Annotated in this window: 16 protein-coding genes; 4 read left to right on the top strand and 12 right to left on the bottom strand. The window is 51.2% G+C overall.

Features of this window, described 5'->3' with window-relative positions; genetic code table 11:
- The first annotated feature begins 195 nt into the window (after positions 1–195).
- Positions 196–528 (top strand): osmotically-inducible lipoprotein OsmE, encoded by a 333-nt coding sequence (osmE, locus tag SPM24T3_RS09725; RefSeq protein ID WP_009636575.1) that lies wholly within the window; start codon positions 196–198, stop codon positions 526–528.
- 83 nt (positions 529–611) lie between these two features.
- Here the strand turns inward: osmE and SPM24T3_RS09720 are convergent, their stop codons facing one another.
- Complete coding sequence (locus SPM24T3_RS09720; protein WP_009636574.1) at positions 612–2339, bottom strand: potassium/proton antiporter; 1728 nt, start codon at positions 2337–2339, stop codon at positions 612–614.
- Positions 2340–2608: 269 nt separating this feature from the next.
- Here SPM24T3_RS09720 and SPM24T3_RS09715 point away from each other — a divergent pair, with 269 nt between their 5' ends.
- Positions 2609–2803: a hypothetical protein gene (locus tag SPM24T3_RS09715; RefSeq protein ID WP_009636573.1), complete on the top strand. Its 195-nt coding sequence runs from the start codon at positions 2609–2611 to the stop codon at positions 2801–2803.
- Between the two features lie 1902 nt (positions 2804–4705).
- On the opposite strand, the gene rutG is transcribed toward SPM24T3_RS09715, so the two are convergent.
- The 7 genes from rutG to rutA are packed head-to-tail and all read right to left on the bottom strand — an operon-like array spanning position 4706 to position 10415.
- On the bottom strand, positions 4706–6034 hold the full coding sequence (gene rutG, locus SPM24T3_RS09710; RefSeq protein ID WP_009636572.1) for a pyrimidine utilization transport protein G: 1329 nt from the start codon (positions 6032–6034) through the stop codon (positions 4706–4708).
- Between the two features lie 59 nt (positions 6035–6093).
- Positions 6094–6630 carry an NADH-dependent FMN reductase RutF gene (rutF, locus tag SPM24T3_RS09705; RefSeq protein WP_037378160.1) on the bottom strand — a complete coding sequence of 179 codons (537 nt, stop codon included), beginning with the start codon at positions 6628–6630 and terminating at the stop codon, positions 6094–6096.
- A gap of 53 nt (positions 6631–6683) precedes the next feature.
- Positions 6684–7274: a malonic semialdehyde reductase gene (locus tag SPM24T3_RS09700; protein ID WP_009636570.1), complete on the bottom strand. Its 591-nt coding sequence runs from the start codon at positions 7272–7274 to the stop codon at positions 6684–6686.
- A complete protein-coding gene (rutD, locus tag SPM24T3_RS09695) occupies positions 7259–8083 on the bottom strand; it encodes a pyrimidine utilization protein D (RefSeq protein ID WP_037378157.1) in 825 nt (274 codons plus the stop codon). Before rutD ends, SPM24T3_RS09700 begins: the two co-directional genes overlap by 16 nt.
- A gap of 43 nt (positions 8084–8126) precedes the next feature.
- Entirely contained in the window at positions 8127–8513 is a 387-nt protein-coding gene (gene rutC, locus SPM24T3_RS09690; RefSeq protein WP_009636568.1) for a pyrimidine utilization protein C, read from the bottom strand.
- Between the two features lie 49 nt (positions 8514–8562).
- On the bottom strand, positions 8563–9315 hold the full coding sequence (gene rutB, locus SPM24T3_RS09685) for a pyrimidine utilization protein B (protein WP_009636567.1): 753 nt from the start codon (positions 9313–9315) through the stop codon (positions 8563–8565).
- Positions 9315–10415, bottom strand: coding sequence for a pyrimidine utilization protein A (gene rutA, locus SPM24T3_RS09680; protein WP_009636566.1), 1101 nt, complete (start codon positions 10413–10415; stop codon positions 9315–9317). The genes rutB and rutA overlap by 1 nt, the downstream gene beginning before the upstream one ends.
- Positions 10416–10818: 403 nt before the next feature.
- On the opposite strand from rutA, the gene rutR reads away from it, so the two are divergent.
- Positions 10819–11481, top strand: coding sequence for an HTH-type transcriptional regulator RutR (gene rutR / locus SPM24T3_RS09675; RefSeq protein WP_009636565.1), 663 nt, complete (start codon positions 10819–10821; stop codon positions 11479–11481).
- 80 nt (positions 11482–11561) lie between these two features.
- On the opposite strand, the gene cycA is transcribed toward rutR, so the two are convergent.
- Positions 11562–12968: a D-serine/D-alanine/glycine transporter gene (gene cycA / locus SPM24T3_RS09670; protein ID WP_009636564.1), complete on the bottom strand. Its 1407-nt coding sequence runs from the start codon at positions 12966–12968 to the stop codon at positions 11562–11564.
- Between the two features lie 344 nt (positions 12969–13312).
- Here cycA and leuA point away from each other — a divergent pair, with 344 nt between their 5' ends.
- Entirely contained in the window at positions 13313–14980 is a 1668-nt protein-coding gene (leuA, locus tag SPM24T3_RS09665) for a 2-isopropylmalate synthase (RefSeq protein WP_009636563.1), read from the top strand.
- Here the strand turns inward: leuA and SPM24T3_RS09660 are convergent.
- The 3 genes from SPM24T3_RS09660 to SPM24T3_RS09655 form a co-directional block, all read right to left on the bottom strand.
- Positions 14972–15763 (bottom strand): helix-turn-helix transcriptional regulator, encoded by a 792-nt coding sequence (locus tag SPM24T3_RS09660; RefSeq protein ID WP_009636562.1) that lies wholly within the window; start codon positions 15761–15763, stop codon positions 14972–14974. The genes leuA and SPM24T3_RS09660 overlap by 9 nt on opposite strands.
- Before the next feature lie 44 nt (positions 15764–15807).
- Complete coding sequence (locus SPM24T3_RS25715; RefSeq protein ID WP_009636561.1) at positions 15808–15978, bottom strand: hypothetical protein; 171 nt, start codon at positions 15976–15978, stop codon at positions 15808–15810.
- 168 nt (positions 15979–16146) lie between these two features.
- On the bottom strand, positions 16147–16371 hold the full coding sequence (locus SPM24T3_RS09655) for a DUF2594 family protein (RefSeq protein ID WP_009636560.1): 225 nt from the start codon (positions 16369–16371) through the stop codon (positions 16147–16149).
- Positions 16372–16832 lie beyond the last annotated feature (461 nt).

The following is a 16832-nucleotide window of genomic DNA, read 5'->3' as shown; positions in this document are numbered from 1 at the left end:
TTACCTTCTTCATTTATAGAACAAAATGGCTGGAATATCACGCAGAGGTGTCGGCTTTCTGACCGTAATCGTGTCTAAAAGATCAGATAAAGCCGAATTAGGGCCTGAATCAACAAATAAAAGTACTAAAAATTTGATTAATGACCATTTTCTTCTAGCCTTAATGGAACATAAAGCACTTCTGGAGGAGAAGTCATGAATAAGAAAATGTTGATTATGGTTGCTACAGCGGTTTCCGTACTTGCGGGTTGTCAGACTTATGACCGAGCTGCAAGCTATGTTAAAGATCCAGTGGTCAGTGATGTGAAAGTCGGAATGACCCGATCTCAGGTTCGCGCAATTGCCGGTCCACCGTCTACCGAAATTACCATGATCCACGCGAAAGGGACTTGCCAGACTTATGCCGTTGCCCCTCGTGATGGCAAAGCACAGACCTATTTTGTTAGCTACAATGACACCGGTCATGTGATGAACAAAGGCTTCCAAAGCTGTTCAGATTACGATAAAGACCCACAGTCAGGCATGTAATCTGCTTTCTCTGAGTTCAAAAGAAAGCCTGCTATCGTAGCAGGCTTTTTTGTGGGTAATGGCCGGCAGCTTTCTTTAAGTGGTCAAGCCTGCTGCGTTACGATGCGCACGCCCACCTTGCTCACCCGTTTACCTTCCATCTCGGCGATTGTCCAGGTCAGGCCATCCCACTCGATATGGTCGCCAATAACCGGTTCACCCCCCAATAGCTGGATGACGAAATGCCCCAGCGACAGCGTTTTGTCGATTGATTCGTCGAGGTTCAAACCATAGACCTGAGAAATGGCTTCCAACGGCGCATCCGCTTCCAGAATAAAGTCGCCGAAGAAGCGTTCATCCATCACGACCGCATTGGTATCGCTGAACAGCTTGCCTAATTCTGGTAAATCTTTCTCCTGACCGATTACGCAAAGAATATCACCCTCCTTGAGCCGCGTGCTGCCGGTAGGATGCAGCATCACCGTGCCGCGAAACAGCGCCGCGATGCGAGTTTCTTTCGGCATTTTTAAATCACGCAGTGCCGCACCGACACACCATTTCTCAGACCCAAGTTGATAGATGAAATGCTCCCACTGGGTATAGATGTCAATGTCTAGCCCAACGCGGGAAATAGGCGTCGGGGCAGGGGGAATAATCACCTTGGCTTTTTTCGCCGCAAATCCCAGCGAAGTTCCCTGCAATAGCAGCGAGACCAGCACGATAAAGAACGCCACGTTGAAATAAAGATGCGCTTGCGGAATACCGGCCATCATCGGAAATACGGCCAAAATAATCGGAACTGCGCCGCGTAAACCCACCCAGGAGATAAAAAAGCGCTCGCGCAGGGTAAAATTTTTGAAGGGCAGCAGGCCGACAAATACCGATAATGGGCGGGCAAACAGGATCATCCACAGCGACAATGCCAGCGCAGAAACAGCAATCGGCAGCAGATCGCTGGGCGTCAGCAGCAGGCCCAGCACCAGGAACATGGCAATCTGGCTCAGCCACGCCAACCCATCGAAGGTCTGCATGATGCCGTGTTTATTTCGCACTGGCAGGTTGCCCAACATCAAACCGCAGAGATAAACCGCCAAAATTCCACTGCCCTCGAGGCTGACCGTAGCAGCATAAACGAGCAAGCCGCCGCTGAAAGCCAGCAAGGGATAGAGACCGGTTGGTAGTGTGACGCGGTTAATAAGCTGTTGCAGCAGCCATCCACCGACCAGCCCGAAGCTAATGCCTAATCCAAACTGGCGGATTACGTCGACGACGAACATCCAACTTAGCCCGTGCTCGCCCTTGGCAATCATATCGATCAGGGTGATAGTCAGAAATACGGCCATGGGATCATTGCTGCCCGACTCTATTTCCAGCGTCGCACTAACGCGTTCGTTTAATCCTTTACCGCCAATTAGCGAAAACACGGCGGCGGCATCGGTTGATCCAATAATCGCCCCGATCAACAAACCTTGCATCAGGTTGATGTGAAATAGCCAGGCCGCGGCGAGGCCGGTCAATCCTGCGGTAATCAGTACGCCGACGGTGGCCAGCGAAAGTGCGGGCCAAAGTGCCACGCGAAATGATGAGGCGCGAGTGCGCATGCCGCCATCGAGCAGGATCACCGCCAGTGCCAGATTGCTAACCAGATAGGCGGCGGGATAGTTGTCAAAAACGATACCACCAATACCATCGACCCCGGCCAGCATGCCGATAGCGAGAAAGATAACCAGGATAGGAATGCCAAGGCGTGACGAGAGCGAGCTAAGCAGAATACTTGCTGCTACCAACATTGCGCCTATGAAAAAAAGTGTGTTGATAGTACTCGCATCCAATGTGTCATTCTCCTGTGAATATAGCGGCGATGAAGCAGTCACTCGGTCAATGACTATAGTGTTAATTTAACAGGAAATTGTAATATCCGCTGGCCTAAGTGCGGATTTTTATTGACCAATAAGTCGAGCTGATAATTTCTTGTTGGTTGTCGGCTAAAACTTATCGATTTGCGGCTTTGGACTCCTAAAAGCCATGGAAACGCTATGCTTATTAAGTTGAGATAAATGCTCAAACTAATCAATGACTGAATGGCAATAGGGAGGCAGCAATGGCTAAATTTACTGGAATTCATCGTGAGGTTTTACAGGATGGCACCATAAAACATGTATTGGTGCGCGACGAGCAGGGAAACGAACACGTTAAAGCGGCTAAAGATTATATTTCTGAAGGGATCCGACCACAGCTCGAGGATCTGCCCGAAGTGGGGACTGACACGGAATTTCCGCAAGATGCGGCTAATTGATATCACTGTGCCCGCGATCTCGTTCAGTGATTTTCCGCAGCGCGGGGCTTTAGATGCTGCGCACAGGCTTTAGGTGCTGCGCACGGGCTTTTTAAGGTCAATGATCACTGAGCAGTTTTTCCGGTTCACGAAATTCAATGGTCAATTAACCGGCAGCGCCGGAACCGGGCAAGAGGTCTCCAGGGCGAGCCCTCTTGCATCTCCGTGCTTTGGGTGCTGCGCACGGGCTTTAAATGCTGTGCATGGGATTTTTAAGGTCAATGATCACCGAGGCGTTTTTCCGGTTCACTCATTTCAATGGTCATTTAACCGGCAGTGCCGGAACCGGGCAAGAGGTCTCCAGGGCGAGCCCTCTTGCATCTCCGCGCCCCTTTGGTGTCGTTTGGCTGTACGGCACCAGACGATGAGTTCGTTTCAGTAACTATCGAGTGTGGCGTTGGTCGCGCCGCTGCGCGGTCCCCTCGTTCGTTCGAAAGCCAAAAGCGTCTTTCTCACTCCCTCAGCGCCGCCCCGAGGCCGCCAATAGCAGCTAAAAAGAAAAACCGGCAACCTAAGCTGAGGTCAAAAGACCTTCCATCCGGCATAAAGTCAAAAATCCATCGCCCTTACCCATTATTTTTCCTTTGCCGTTGTGAGTTTTATTTAAAAAAAGGAGGGAGCGGTTTTCCCTAGGGGCTAATATTGGCGCACTCCGTGACGGCGCTGAGTGAGGGGAGGGAGACGTTTTTGGCTCCTAACCGAGCGAAGGAATGGCGGAGCCACGCGGCAACGCGCCACACAGAGGAGTGACTGGAAAGAGCTACAAACTTGAGAACCGTTTTATTCAACGGCGACAAGGGCCCAGGATTCTTAAGGGTGGCGGCCCAAGGGCCACCCTTGAGGCGGTCTGGGCCGCAGCCCAGTAAGCGAAGCGCATTAATTTGAATTTGAAGTTAAGCTAAAGGCCGTGCGCAGCATCAAGTGTGGCGTTGGTCGCGATTAACTTTTAAGGCCGATAAACTCCGAGCAGTTTTTCCGGTTCACTTATTTCAATGGATATTTAACCGGCAGTGCCGGAACCGGGCAAGAGGTCTCCAGGGCGAGCCCTCTTGCATCTCCGCGCCCTTATGGTGTCGTTTGCCTGTACGGCACCAGACGATGAGTTTGTTTCAGTTGCCACCGTGTGTGGCGTTGGTCGCGCCGCTGCGCGGTCCCCTCGTTTGTTCGAAAGCCAAAAACGTCTTTCTCCCTCCCTCAGCGCCGCCCCGAGGCCGCCAATCTCGACAATTATAAAAACAGGCAACCTGACCTTAGGTCCAAAAACTTTCCATCCGACATAAAGTCAAAAATCCATCGCTCTTACCCATTATTTTTCCTTTGCCGTTGTGAGTTTTATTTAAAAAAGGAGGGAGCGGTTTTCCCTAGGGGCAAATATTGGCGCACTCCGTGACGGCGCTGAGTGAGAGGAAGGAGACGTTTTTGGCTCCTGACCGAGCGAAGGAATGGCGGAGCCACGCGGCAACGCGCCACACAGAAGAGTGACTGGAAAGAGCTACAAACTTGAGAACCGTTTTATTCAACGGCGACAAGGGCCCGGGATTCTTAAGGGTGGCGGCCCAAGGGCCACCCTTGAGGCGGTCTGGGCCGCAGCCCAGTAAGCGAAGCGCATTAATTTGAATTTGAAGTTAAGCTAAAGGCCGTGCGCAGCACCTAAGCTATGCGCAGCATTAAGGCCGTGCGCAGCACCTAAGCCATGCGCATCATTAAAGGCCGTGCGCAGCACAAGATTTTGACTTAACTCTCTTGATTTAAAATAGTTTTTTGAGGATTAAAAAGAAAAAAACCAGCAGGTAAATCGGACGGGTGGACCGATTAGCTGCTGGCGATCATCAAAGTTGATGAGCTAAGGAGAAACTGAGGTCGTCAGTGATCTTTTAATGCAGTATCCGTGCCAACAACGGCGAGCTTTCTATTTTTAAGCAGCGCGTTAAGCAGGATAGCCCCGAAAGTGGCGGTGCCTATCCCACCCATGGTGAATCCACCGAAGGTCAGCGAAAAGTTGCCAGCCCCCAGCACCAGCGTCACCGCGACCATAATCAGGTTGCCATTCTGGTTCAAATCCACCTGGTTTTGCAGCCAGATGCGAGCGCCAGCAACGGCAATCAGGCCAAATACTACAATTGAAGCGCCACCTAAAACCGGACCGGGGATGGTATGGATCAATGCACCAAATTTGGGAGAGAAGCCCAACAGAATGGCAACTATGGCAGCAGCAACGAAAATCAGTGTCGAGTAAATCTTGGTTACCGACATTACGCCGATATTTTCAGCATAAGTTGTAACCCCTGTGCCGCCCGCAGAGGCAGAAAGCATGGTAGCCAGTCCATCACCGACAAAAGCGCGGCCCAGATACGGGTCAAGATTTTTACCGGTCATTCCTGCAACAGCCTTGATATGACCCAGGTTTTCGGCAATCAGAATGACTGCAACCGGCATCAGTAACAGCATCGCATGGCTGCTAAACACGGGTGCGGTAAAGCTCGGCATGCCAATCCACGCGGCGCTGGCAATGCCACTAAAATCAATAGGCTTGCCCCAACCGAGCACGTTAGTGATGGCAAAATAAATCACATAGGCCGCAATGAGGCCCAGCAACAGCATCAGACGCTGCATCAGCCCGCGAGTAAACACTGCAATACCGCCAATACACAGCACGGTTACCACCGCCATCCAGCTGTCAAACATTGAGGCAGAGACACTGTTGACCGCGATCGGTGCCAGATTCAGCCCAATCGCCATCACCACGGCGCCAGTAACTACCGGCGGCATCAGTTTTTCAATCCAGCGCGTGCCGACTGCCATCACCACAAAGCCAATCAGCGTATACAGTGCACCACAGGCAATAATACCGCCCAGCGCCAGCGCAATATTCGGATTGGGGCCGTGACCGCTGTAGCCGGTGACGGCAATCACCAGGCCGACAAACGAGGCGCTGGAACCCAAATAGCTCGGCACTCGACCGCCGACGATGATGAAAAACAGCAAAGTCCCAATCCCTGACATCAGGATCGACACATTGGCGTCAAAACCCATCAGCAGCGGCATTAACACTGTCGCGCCAAACATCGCTACCGCGTGCTGTAAACCCATGATAATCGTTGGTATTAAAGGCAAACGCTCGTCCGGAGCAATCACTGCACCTTCCAGACTGCCGGTCCTTTTTCGCCATTGAGGAAACCAGGTATTCGCCATCGTCTTCTCCACGTCTTGTTAATATCGCTGTGATAAAAAAACAGAGGAAAGGCCTGCTGTCAGGCCTGTGTTTTTTGACGTATCAGAGGGTGATAGCGTCGGTCGAAATAGACCAATCCGTGGCTTTCATCATTACGTAAAATATCGATGACTTCGCAAAACAAAACATCATGGGTGCCGACGCTGGTGACCTGACTCACGCGGCAGTCGAACGAGGTCAGTGCGCCTTCGAGCGCCGGAGAGCCGCTCGCCATCGCAGTCCAGTTAGCGGCAGCAAAACGCTGCTCCATCGGCGTCTTACCGCCAAAAAGATTAGAAAGCCCTTCGTGGCTGTCGGACAGCGTGTTGACACACAGCACCTGATTCTGCTGGAAAATCGGGTATACCGAAGCCGAGCGATTCAGGCATACCAGCAGCGTTGGTGGGGTGTCGGTCACGCTGCACACCGCTGAGGCGGTAAATCCTGCACGTCCGGCCTTGCCATCGGTAGTGATGATATTCACCGCCGAACCGAGGTGTGACATCGCATCGCGAAAGGCCTGTTTTTCGACCCCGGCCAGTTCAGTCAGCGGGATGTCGAGAATTTTTTCAGGCATGGGTTCCAGAGATAAAGGTTTCAAAGACATAAATCACTCCGCTATTCGCTGGTTCAGATGATTTTACAGACGCGCTCAAAGGCCAGTCGCGGCGCACGCGGATAAACCTTGCCGCTGTCGCCATAGCCGATATTGAGCAGGAAGTTGGCTTTCCAGCCGCTCTCTGCCAGGAAGGTGTCGTTAACTTTGGCTTGATCGAATCCAGACATTGGGCCGGTATCGAGACCCAGCGAGCGCAGCGCGAGGATCAGATACGCCGCTTGCAGGCTGGCATTGCGAAACGCAGTCTCGTGGGCCAACTCAGGGCTTGAAGTGAACCACGATCGGGCATCGCCGTGTGGATAAAGCTCCGGCAGCAGATCGTAAAACGCCGGATCGTAAGCCAGAATGGCGGTCACTGGCGCGCTCAGAGTCTTTTGCAGATTGCCGCTCGACAGTGCAGGAGCGAGCTTTTCTTTTTGCTCCTGGCTGCGAATAAACACCACGCGCAATGGGCAACAGTTAGCCGATGTTGGCCCCATGCGCGCCAAATCGTAGGCCTGTTGCAGCAGTTCGTCGCTGACCGGTTTTTCCTGCCAGCCATTGTGAGTCCGTGCTTCAGTAAATAATGTTGCCAGTGCGCTGGCAATTAATGCGTCGGCCATTGGGACTCCGAAGTCTGTGGATTGGCATCGCTCGCAAAACGCAGCAGCCATTCCAGTAAAAGAGGGTTGAAGGTTTCACTATCGGTCACGCTCATCGCATGGCCGCCGTAGTTCATTTGCAAGTGCTCACCAATCGGCAGATTGCGCGCCAGCGTGCTCGAGCAGTGCCACGGTACCAGCAGATCATCTTGGCAGCTGAAAGCCAGCGTCGGCGTATTAATGCTGTCCAGACTATCGCTGAGATCGTGCGCCATCAGTGCCTGCAAGCGATGCAGCAGGTTTTCCATTCCTTGAAAATGCTCAACCTGATGCGCCTGTTCGTGATCCATCAAATCCGCGTGGGCTGAAAGCCAGTCAGCCGGATACAGGAACAGCGGCTGGGCGCGCACATAGGCTTCCACGCCGCTGTTGAGCAGCAAATCCTGGCGCACCATGAAACAGCGGCGAGTCTGGCTATCAAGCACTGTCCAGCCGTTGACAACCACCAGACTTTCCAGCAGCGCCGGGTAGCGTTGGGACAAATGCAATCCAATATTGCCACCTAATGCATGGCCAATAAGATGGCAGCGGTCAATCTGAAGAGTATTGAGCAGCGCGGCGAGCTCGTCTGCCATGTCTTCCAGGCGATAACCTGCCGGAATTACGCCCTGACTGCGGCCAGTACCAAACTGATCGTAGACGACAACCCGAAAATGCTTTTCCAGCATTGCCAGCTGTGGCTGCCAAAATCCGTGTACGCCGCCCAGACCCGACGAAAGCACCACGGTTTGCGCCGTAGGTAACGTACTGCCAGAAACTTTGTAAAACAGGGACGTTTTGCTCATGCCATTCTCACCTTGTTTCGCGGTGTCGTTATTTGCCTATGTGGGCAACGGAGGCTATCTCTACCAGCGCTTCGGGTTTGACCAGGCCACACTGTATGCAGAAACGAGCCGGTTTTTCGCCGGGAAAATATTCGGCGTAGACCTGGTTAACTGCGGCATAGTTGCTCCAGTCGGTGATGAAAATCGAGTTGAAAGTCACGTCATCCATGGTGCCGCCCGCGGTTTCAATCACCCCTTTGATGGTCTCCAGTACATGGCGGGTTTGCGCCTGGGCATCACCGGGAAACACCACATTATTATCTTTGTCGAACGGCAGGGTTCCGGAAACATAAACAATGCCGTCAGCCAGCGTGCCGGGAACAAATGGCGCAATGGGTACGCCGGTGCCTTCAGGGATGATGATGCTTTTTGGCATAATGCTTTTCCTTTTCAAAGTGTAATGGGCAGTATTTATTGTCTGTAAGTCAGGCCGTTTGGCTCAATTTCTCGGCGGTTTTCGCTACCGTGTTACAGAAACTGTCGACGTTGGAAACCCAGCCGAAGAAGGTTTCAATGTTGTATATCGCCGCTTTCTGGGCAAATTCCGGACCCGCCTGATGGGTAGCGTCTTCCAGCACGACGCTGAAATATTCCAGGAAGAAACCATCGCGCAGTGTGGATTCCACACACACATTGGTCGCAATCCCGGTAAATACCAGATGATGAATGCCGTAGCTGCGCAGCAGGCTGTCGAGTTGGGTATTGAAGAAGCCGCTGTAGCGCGGTTTTGGCAGCACAATGTCGCCAGGCTGTGGTTGTAATTCATCAACCAGATCGTAATCCCAGTCACCCTTGGCCAGCAGCTTGCCCATCAGTTCCGGGTGCTTGCGCATGGTTTTCAATGCATTGGATTTATGGAAGTTTGGTGAACCTTCACCGCCAGCCTCGACGTATTGATTATCCCAGCCGTTCTGGAAAAAGATCACTTTAATGCCCGCAGAGCGAGCGGCAGCGATAGCGCGTTTGATGTTGGCGATTACCGGGCCGGTATGTGAAACGTCAAAACCGGCCAGATCCAGATAGCCGCCCCTGGAGGCATAAGCATTCTGCATATCTATGACGATAAGCGCCGTCTGCTGCGGGGAAAAGGCCAGCGACTCAGGGCGTGCGGGTAAAATAACTTCGCCGTCAACCGAGCCCGGATCACGACGTACCACGGCATTTTCAACAATTTTCATTACGCGACCTCTTTTTCGGCAGATGAGTCATTAAGCAGATATTGGCGAGTTTTCATTAATGGCTGGATAAACTGGCCAAAATTTTCAATTCCCTGAACAAAATCGTCGAAGGTTAGCAGTACGCCCTCGGTGCCTGGTACGGTAGCAATTTCGTCGAGCATTTTTGCCACGTTGGCGTAGGAACCTACCAGCGTACCCATGTTGATGTTCACCGCTGAAGTCGGGTCGCCCATCTGACGAACATTGGTATCCGCGCCAGATTTGGTGTCTTTGCTGGCCTGATCGGTCAGCCAGGCCAACGCCTCGCTGTCAGCACCTTCTTTGTAAGACTCCCACTTGGCGCGAGCCGCGGCGTCACTTTCATCAGCAATAATCATGAACAATACATAGGAAGCGACATCGCGTTTTTCGGCTTCGGCGGCAACTTTCATGCGTGCAGGAACGGATGCAAATGCGGTCGGGGTATTCACGCCTTTGCCAAAGCAGAAGTTGTAGTCGGCATATTTGGCAGAGAACGCCATGCCAGCATCGCTTTGCCCGGCACAGATAATTTTCATCTCGGCCTGCGGACGCGGACTGACGCGGCAGTCGTCCATCTTGAAGAATTCGCCTTTCATGTCACAGTGTCCGGTGCCCCACAGGTCACGCAGCACTGTGACGTACTCGGTTAAATAGTCATAACGACGGCTAAAATACTCATCGCCTGGCCACATTCCCATCTGCTCATATTCAGGCTTCTGCCAGCCAGTAACGACGTTGACGCCAAAGCGGCCGTTGGAAATCGAGTCAATGGTCGCGGCCATGCGTGCAACAATCGCCGGTGGCATAACCAGCGTAGCGGCGGTAGCGTAAAGTTTGATTTTGCTGGTAACAGCAGCCAGACCCGCCATCAGCGTGAAAGACTCCATGTTGTGTTCCCAGAATTCAGTCTTGCCGCCGAATCCGCGTAACTTGATCATCGAGAGCGCGAAATCAAAATTATAATGTTCGGCTTTTAGTACGATGGTTTTGTTCAGCTCAAAAGTCGGCTGATACTGTGGCGCGTTTTCTGAAATCAACCAGCCATTGTTACCGATAGGAATAAAGACACCGATTTTCATAGCACACCTCTTGAATGAATTTGGCCCGGCTTAGGCAGGGCGCTTCGACTACCTGTCTATCCAAATCAACACAGCGCGGCTTGAGTGCATCCTGCGGGTTCCAAATTGCGCCTTGCTGTTCGACTACGTAAGGTATTGATTGCAAACTCGATGCCAGTTTTTAAAATTCATTTATTATCAATGTGTTAAATATGTGTGCTAAATTTTGGTAGAGCAAATGGTCTAAATCGGACCATTTGGTAAAAAATAACTGCACGAAAATCATGCAAGATTGAACGAAAATGGTGCGGAAATGCCTGTTGATTAGACGGTGAGATGCAGTAAATTCCGGGCAATGGGCGGGCATGGTCGTGATGACAGGGTTTTGTTATGCTTGGCAAACGCAAGAGTCGATGAATAGAGGATGAAGCCAGTGGCAGCAGAGGGAACGACCGGGAACAAAAAGCCGCCGAGCCGGCGTTCGCGTGCCGTGGCGGCAAAACGGACCACGATTATGGCTGCGGCATTAGAGTTTTTTTCTTTATACGGTATTCATGGTACCAGCCTTGATCAGGTGGCCGAGCGGGCCGACGTTTCAAAAACCAATCTGCTGTATTACTTTCCGTCAAAGGAAGATTTGTACGTTGCGGTTTTGAAAGACTTGCTGGATATCTGGCTAGAGCCGCTGGCGGCGCTGAATGCTGATCAGCAGCCAATGCAGGCAATTAAAGAATATATCTATCTCAAGCTTTGCGTGTCGCGTGACCATCCTCAAGCTTCACGACTGTTTTGCCTGGAGATGTTGCAGGGCGCGCCGCTGCTTAAACAGGTGTTGAGTACTCATCTTAAACAGCTGGTTGACGAAAAATCTGCGATTATTCGTGGATGGGTAAAAGCCGGACAACTCGCGCCGATAGAGCCTTTGCACCTGTTGTTTATTTTGTGGTCAACCACCCAGCACTATGCCGATTTCGGCGTGCAGATTGAAGCTATTAGCGGCCAGACATTAGATGACGAGGCTTTCTTTGAGCAGGCGGTGTCTAACTTACAGCAGATTATTATTCAAGGTATCAGGCCGCGAGAGTAACGTTGCCAACCCTTGCCATCGATAAAAAAATGCCCATCTGGTTAAACCGATGGGCATTTTTCATTGATTGAGCAGCGGCATTACTTCAGTGCTGGCTGCTTTTTACAACGGATCCAGTAGCCAATTCCCAGAATAACGAACCACAGTGGCGTAACCATCAGTGCCTGGCGGGTATCATCTTGCAGTGTCAACAGCACCAGTACGAAGGCGAAGAATGCCATCCCGACCCAGCACATTAAAATCCCCAGCGGCATTTTATATTCCGAAGCGGCGTGCAGCTGTGGGCGTTTACGGCGATAAACCAGATATGAACACAGGATAATGGTCCAGACGAACATAAACAGAATCGCTGAAACCGTGGTAACCAGAGTGAACACCGTCAATACGTTAGGGATTAGATAAATCAGCACTACGCCTGCCAGCAGGCAGATGCAGGAGAAAATCAGTCCGTTGGACGGTACGGCACGCGAAGACAGTTTGCCAAAGGCCTTTGGCGCCATTCCTTCCTGTCCCAGACCAAACAGCATGCGACTGGTGGAGAAAATGCCGCTGTTGGCGGAAGAGGCGGCGGACGTCAGCACCACAAAGTTGATGATGCTGGCAGCAGCGGGCAGGCCGGCAAGCACAAACAGTTCAACGAACGGGCTTTTATCAGAGGCAACCGAGCTCCACGGCGTTACGCACATAATGGCAATCAGTGCGAAAACGTAAAACATGATGATACGCAGCGGAATGGCGTTGATAGCGCGGGGCAGCGATTTTTTCGGATCTTTAGTTTCTGCTGCGGTGGTGCCTACCAGTTCAATGCCAACGAAGGCGAAAATGGCAATCTGGAATCCGGCAAAGAAGCCGCTGACACCTTTCGGGAAAAACCCGCCGTTGTCCCAAAGGTTGCTGAATGCAGCCACGGAACCGCTTGGCGTCTGGTAGTGCATCAATACCATGACCAGACCGGTAATGATCAGACCGACGATAGCGACAATTTTGATCATTGCGAACCAGAATTCGGTTTCGCCGAACATTTTTACCGTCGCGAGATTAAGCCCAAACAGGATCAATACGAAAATTAGCGAGGCGACCCATTGTGAAAGACCCGGGAACCAGAATTGTGCGTAAGACGTGACGGCCACGACGTCGGCAATGCCGGTAACTACCCAGCAAAACCAGTAGGTCCAGCCGGTAAAATAGCCAGCCCATGGACCGAGCAGGTCGGCGGCAAAGTCGCTAAATGACTTGTATTCGAGATTGGACAGCAGCAATTCACCCATCGCACGCATCACGAAAAACAGCATAAAGCCGATGATCATATAAACGAAGATGATAGAAGGGCCGGCAAGGCTGATCGTTTTTCCAGAGCCCATAAACAGGCCGGTACCAATGGCACCCCCGATGGCGATCAACTGAATATGCCGATTGCTTAAATTTCGGCGCAAATGTTCCGGTGTTTCTTCTTCCGTTTTTGCAATGATTTCTGTCTCGTTTTGCATAGCTTTCAGGTTCCTGTCATGTATGGAATAAGAGCTCTAACCGGCTCTTTTCTCTATTATTGTGGTGAATTCTGCCGCTTGAGGATGAACAGCATTCGGGCAGGTGTGCCACATAGTAATGTTAAATTCCGGCGCATTATAACTTCGTGAAGAAAAAATCTGACAGCAAATGTACCTTTATTTTTACAGGGTTATGACAATGCTCACTTCCTCGGCAATCTCAGTGTTGCTTTGTCCGTTTTGCGCGGGTCAATGTCATTTAGCGAGGCGCGACACTTTGCAGATTGCGCCATACTTGTTTCTGGCAGCGGAATTTGGTCCGCACTCAAGAATGGAGAAATACTATGTTAGCCAACCCGTCGCAAAAATACGTGGCCTTCCCACCGGTAAATCTGCCCGACCGTCAATGGCCGAGCAAAACCCTTGATAAGGTTCCGCAATGGTGTTCAAGCGATCTACGGGATGGTAACCAGTCGCTTGCCGAGCCAATGGATAACCAGCGTAAGCGCCAATTTTATGACATGCTGCTGCGTTGTGGATTCAAGCAGATTGAAGTGGCATTCCCTTCGGCTTCGCAAACAGATTTCGACTTTGTCCGCGGTTTAATCGAAGACAAGGCCATTCCTGAAGATGTTTATATTCAGGTATTGACTCAATCGCGCAGTGATTTAATCGAACGTACCTTTGAATCGCTGATTGGCGCGCCGCGCGCCATCGTGCATTTATATAACGCGACATCGCCGATGTTCCGCGAAGTGGTGTTTAACACCGATAAAGCTTCCACGGTCGAATTGGCAGTGCGCGGTGCCAGGCAGATCCGCCAGCTTTGCGAAAAGTATCCGCAAACAAAGTGGACCTTTGAGTATTCGCCGGAAACTTTCTGCATGACTGAACTCGATTTTTCGCTGGAAGTGTGTGAAGCGGTTGCCGCAGTCTGGGAGCCTTGCGCCGAGCGGCCGATGATCCTCAACCTGCCAGCCACGGTAGAAGTGAGCTCACCCAATATTTATGCCGATCAGATTGAGTGGTTCTGCCGTCATTTCAGCCGTCGCGATCAGGTTTCTATTAGCGTGCATCCACACAATGACCGTGGTACCGGAGTCGCCTCTGCCGAACTGGCGTTGCTGGCCGGTGCCGACCGCGTTGAAGGGTGCCTGTTTGCCAACGGCGAGCGCACCGGCAATGTCGATTTAGTGACTATGGCACTGAACTTCTACACTCAGGGTATTTCTCCGGGCCTGGATTTCAGTGACCTCAAAGGCATTGTTGAAATTGTCGAGCAGTGTAATCAGCTGCCGGTGCATCCGCGCCACCCGTATGCCGGTGAACTGGTATTTACTGCCTTCTCAGGTTCGCATCAGGACGCGATAAAAAAAGGTTTCGCGGCGCAAAAACTGCGTGGAGATCAGCGCTGGAATGTCCCATATTTGTCGCTGGACCCTGCCGATGTTGGCTGTAGCTATGAAGCGGTGATCCGCGTCAACAGCCAGTCTGGCAAGAGTGGGGCGGCGTGGTTACTTGAGCAGAACCATGGGCTTAAGCTGCCACGCGGGTTGCAGATTGCGTTTAGCAAAGCGGTACAGAAAGAGACTGACACCAGCGGAAAAGAGATGGGCACCAGCGACATCTGGCGTTTATTCCGTCAGCAATATGGTCTGATAGATCAGCCGAAAATGAAGCTGCTGAGCTATGACATTCGCAGCGATGAAAGCAGCGTTCGCCAGTTTAGTGCCAAGGTAAATTATCAGGGCAAAGAGCTGACCTTGACCGGAAGCGGCAATGGCTTGCTGTCTTCAGCCGTGGATGCACTGCATCGGACGTTTGATTTAATGCTGGAAATTGGCGATTACGACGAGCATACGCTGGGACACCAGAGCCACAGCCGTGCGGTGGCCTATGTCAGCGTTCAGCGCCCTCAGGGAGAAAGAGTTTACGGCGTGGGAATCGACAGTGACGTTTCCAGCGCCTCTCTCCAGGCTCTGTTTAATGCCAGTGCTCAACTGTTAGGATAATGACTCTGCTGTTTCTGCGGCGCGTGCCGCAGAACTGAAATATTCGCTGGGTGACACGCCCAGCGTTCTGCGAAACATGGCGCTGAAAGCACTGGGGCTGTCATAACCTAGCTCCAGCGCCACATCTAATACCGATTGCCCCAATGCCAGGCCGTTCATTGCCGACAATATCTTCGCTCGTCTAATCCAATCGCTAAACCGCAATCCGGTCTCGCGCTGAAAGCGGCGTGACAGCGTTCTCCCACTGATCCCCATGTTGGCGGCTATCTCTTCCAACTCCCAGGCAGCAGACAAATCTTGTTGTATTTGCTGGCAAATAGCCAAAAGCTGAGTATCGCGCGGTTCAGGAAGATGCAGTGGCAGGATTGGCAACAGTCGTAGTTCGTCGAGGATCAGTTCGATGATTCGTTCGTCGCGTCCGCCTACGGCATAATTTTCCGGAACGCTAAAAGAGGCCAGAATAAGTTCGCGCAGCAGCGGTGAAACCTGGACCACCTGGCACTGATCCGGCAAGTCGGCGCGAGCCAGAGAATCTACAAATAAAGTGCGTGCCTGTACGCCACCGATAAATCGCAGACTGTGAGTAACATTGGCGGGCAACCACACGCCGCGGCCGGGTGGCACCATCCAGACGCCGTGATGAGTAGTCACCTGAACAACGCCGGAAAGAGCATGAATTAGCTGGGAGCAGCCATGACTATGCGACGGCTCAAAGTCTCCGTGTTGATAGTCGATTGCCTTTGCGACAAGCGATTGGTTTTTAGCTAAAAAATTCTCATGCATGGTAATTACAGCGTCCGGGGTGCAGGCAGTTAACGCACACAGTATCAGGGGTGCGGATTGTTCTTCGCGTCTTCGGCCGCTTTTCTGGCCTCTTCGGCAATTTTATGCAGTTCTTCTTCGGTGAGTTGTTCGGCAACTTTATGCATTTCTGCCAATCCATCACTAACGTGTACATCATCAGCTTTGGTTTTGTTTTCACTGGATTTTTCAGTCATAAAAAGAGCCTCTGGTTGAAAGTAAACGGTTCTTTATTTTAGCAGATTTAATCTATTGGGCGTTTATCTCAAGAGAAACTTTGGCTCACGACTTGATGAGGATCAGCTTAATGACAAAAAAAGAGAGCCGCGGGCTCTCATATAAATGTGTTTAAAGTTACCGCGTTATTATTGGCGGTAGCCAAGTTTGATCTGCTGTAGGGTCGCGTTGAAAATTTCAGCCTGCTGTGGGTCTTCAATTTGGGTAATGAATTTTTCGAGATTCAGCACTGCTTTGCTCGCATCAACCTGGCCGATAGCCTTGAGTAAAAAAGTGACGGTAGCCTTCAGACAGGCAACTTCGGTTGCGAGGGTTTCAACGTTTGCCTGGGTGTTAAAATCAGATGCGCTCATTTAAGCTCCTTAAAACTGGCCACTCTTTGGAGGCCATTGGGGTCGTTTGAAAATTTATCGCCAATATGGGGACAAGCTGCACAAAAGGTTGCACCATATTAGCACAGTCATCTTCTGGCGTGGAGCATCTTGCCATTAGCACCGGGTAAAACACTATTCTGGTGCTACGGATAAAGCAGATGCAGGGATAGGATGCTAAACAAAGTCTCTAACATGAGAATACTTCAACCTAATGTTGACGCTTTTTCATATTAAAAATTTAATCAAGCTCATAACAAAAAAATAATTCCTGATTAAATCAGTAATATATGTTTTCCGTTGGCTGCTGTTATTTTGCTCGTTAATAAAATCGTCATGACCAAATGCAGTTTTTGCTTATCTTGTTATCTTCGTCTTTTGACGATTGTTGCGCTATTTCATGATTTTTATAGGATTTCGTCTTATACTGGAATAAGCCTGTA

Source organism: Serratia sp. M24T3 (assembly GCF_000257645.1).
Classification (GTDB): domain Bacteria; phylum Pseudomonadota; class Gammaproteobacteria; order Enterobacterales; family Enterobacteriaceae; genus Rouxiella.
Note: the sequence above shows the minus strand (reverse complement) of the source record. Positions and strands in the feature narration are given on the sequence as shown.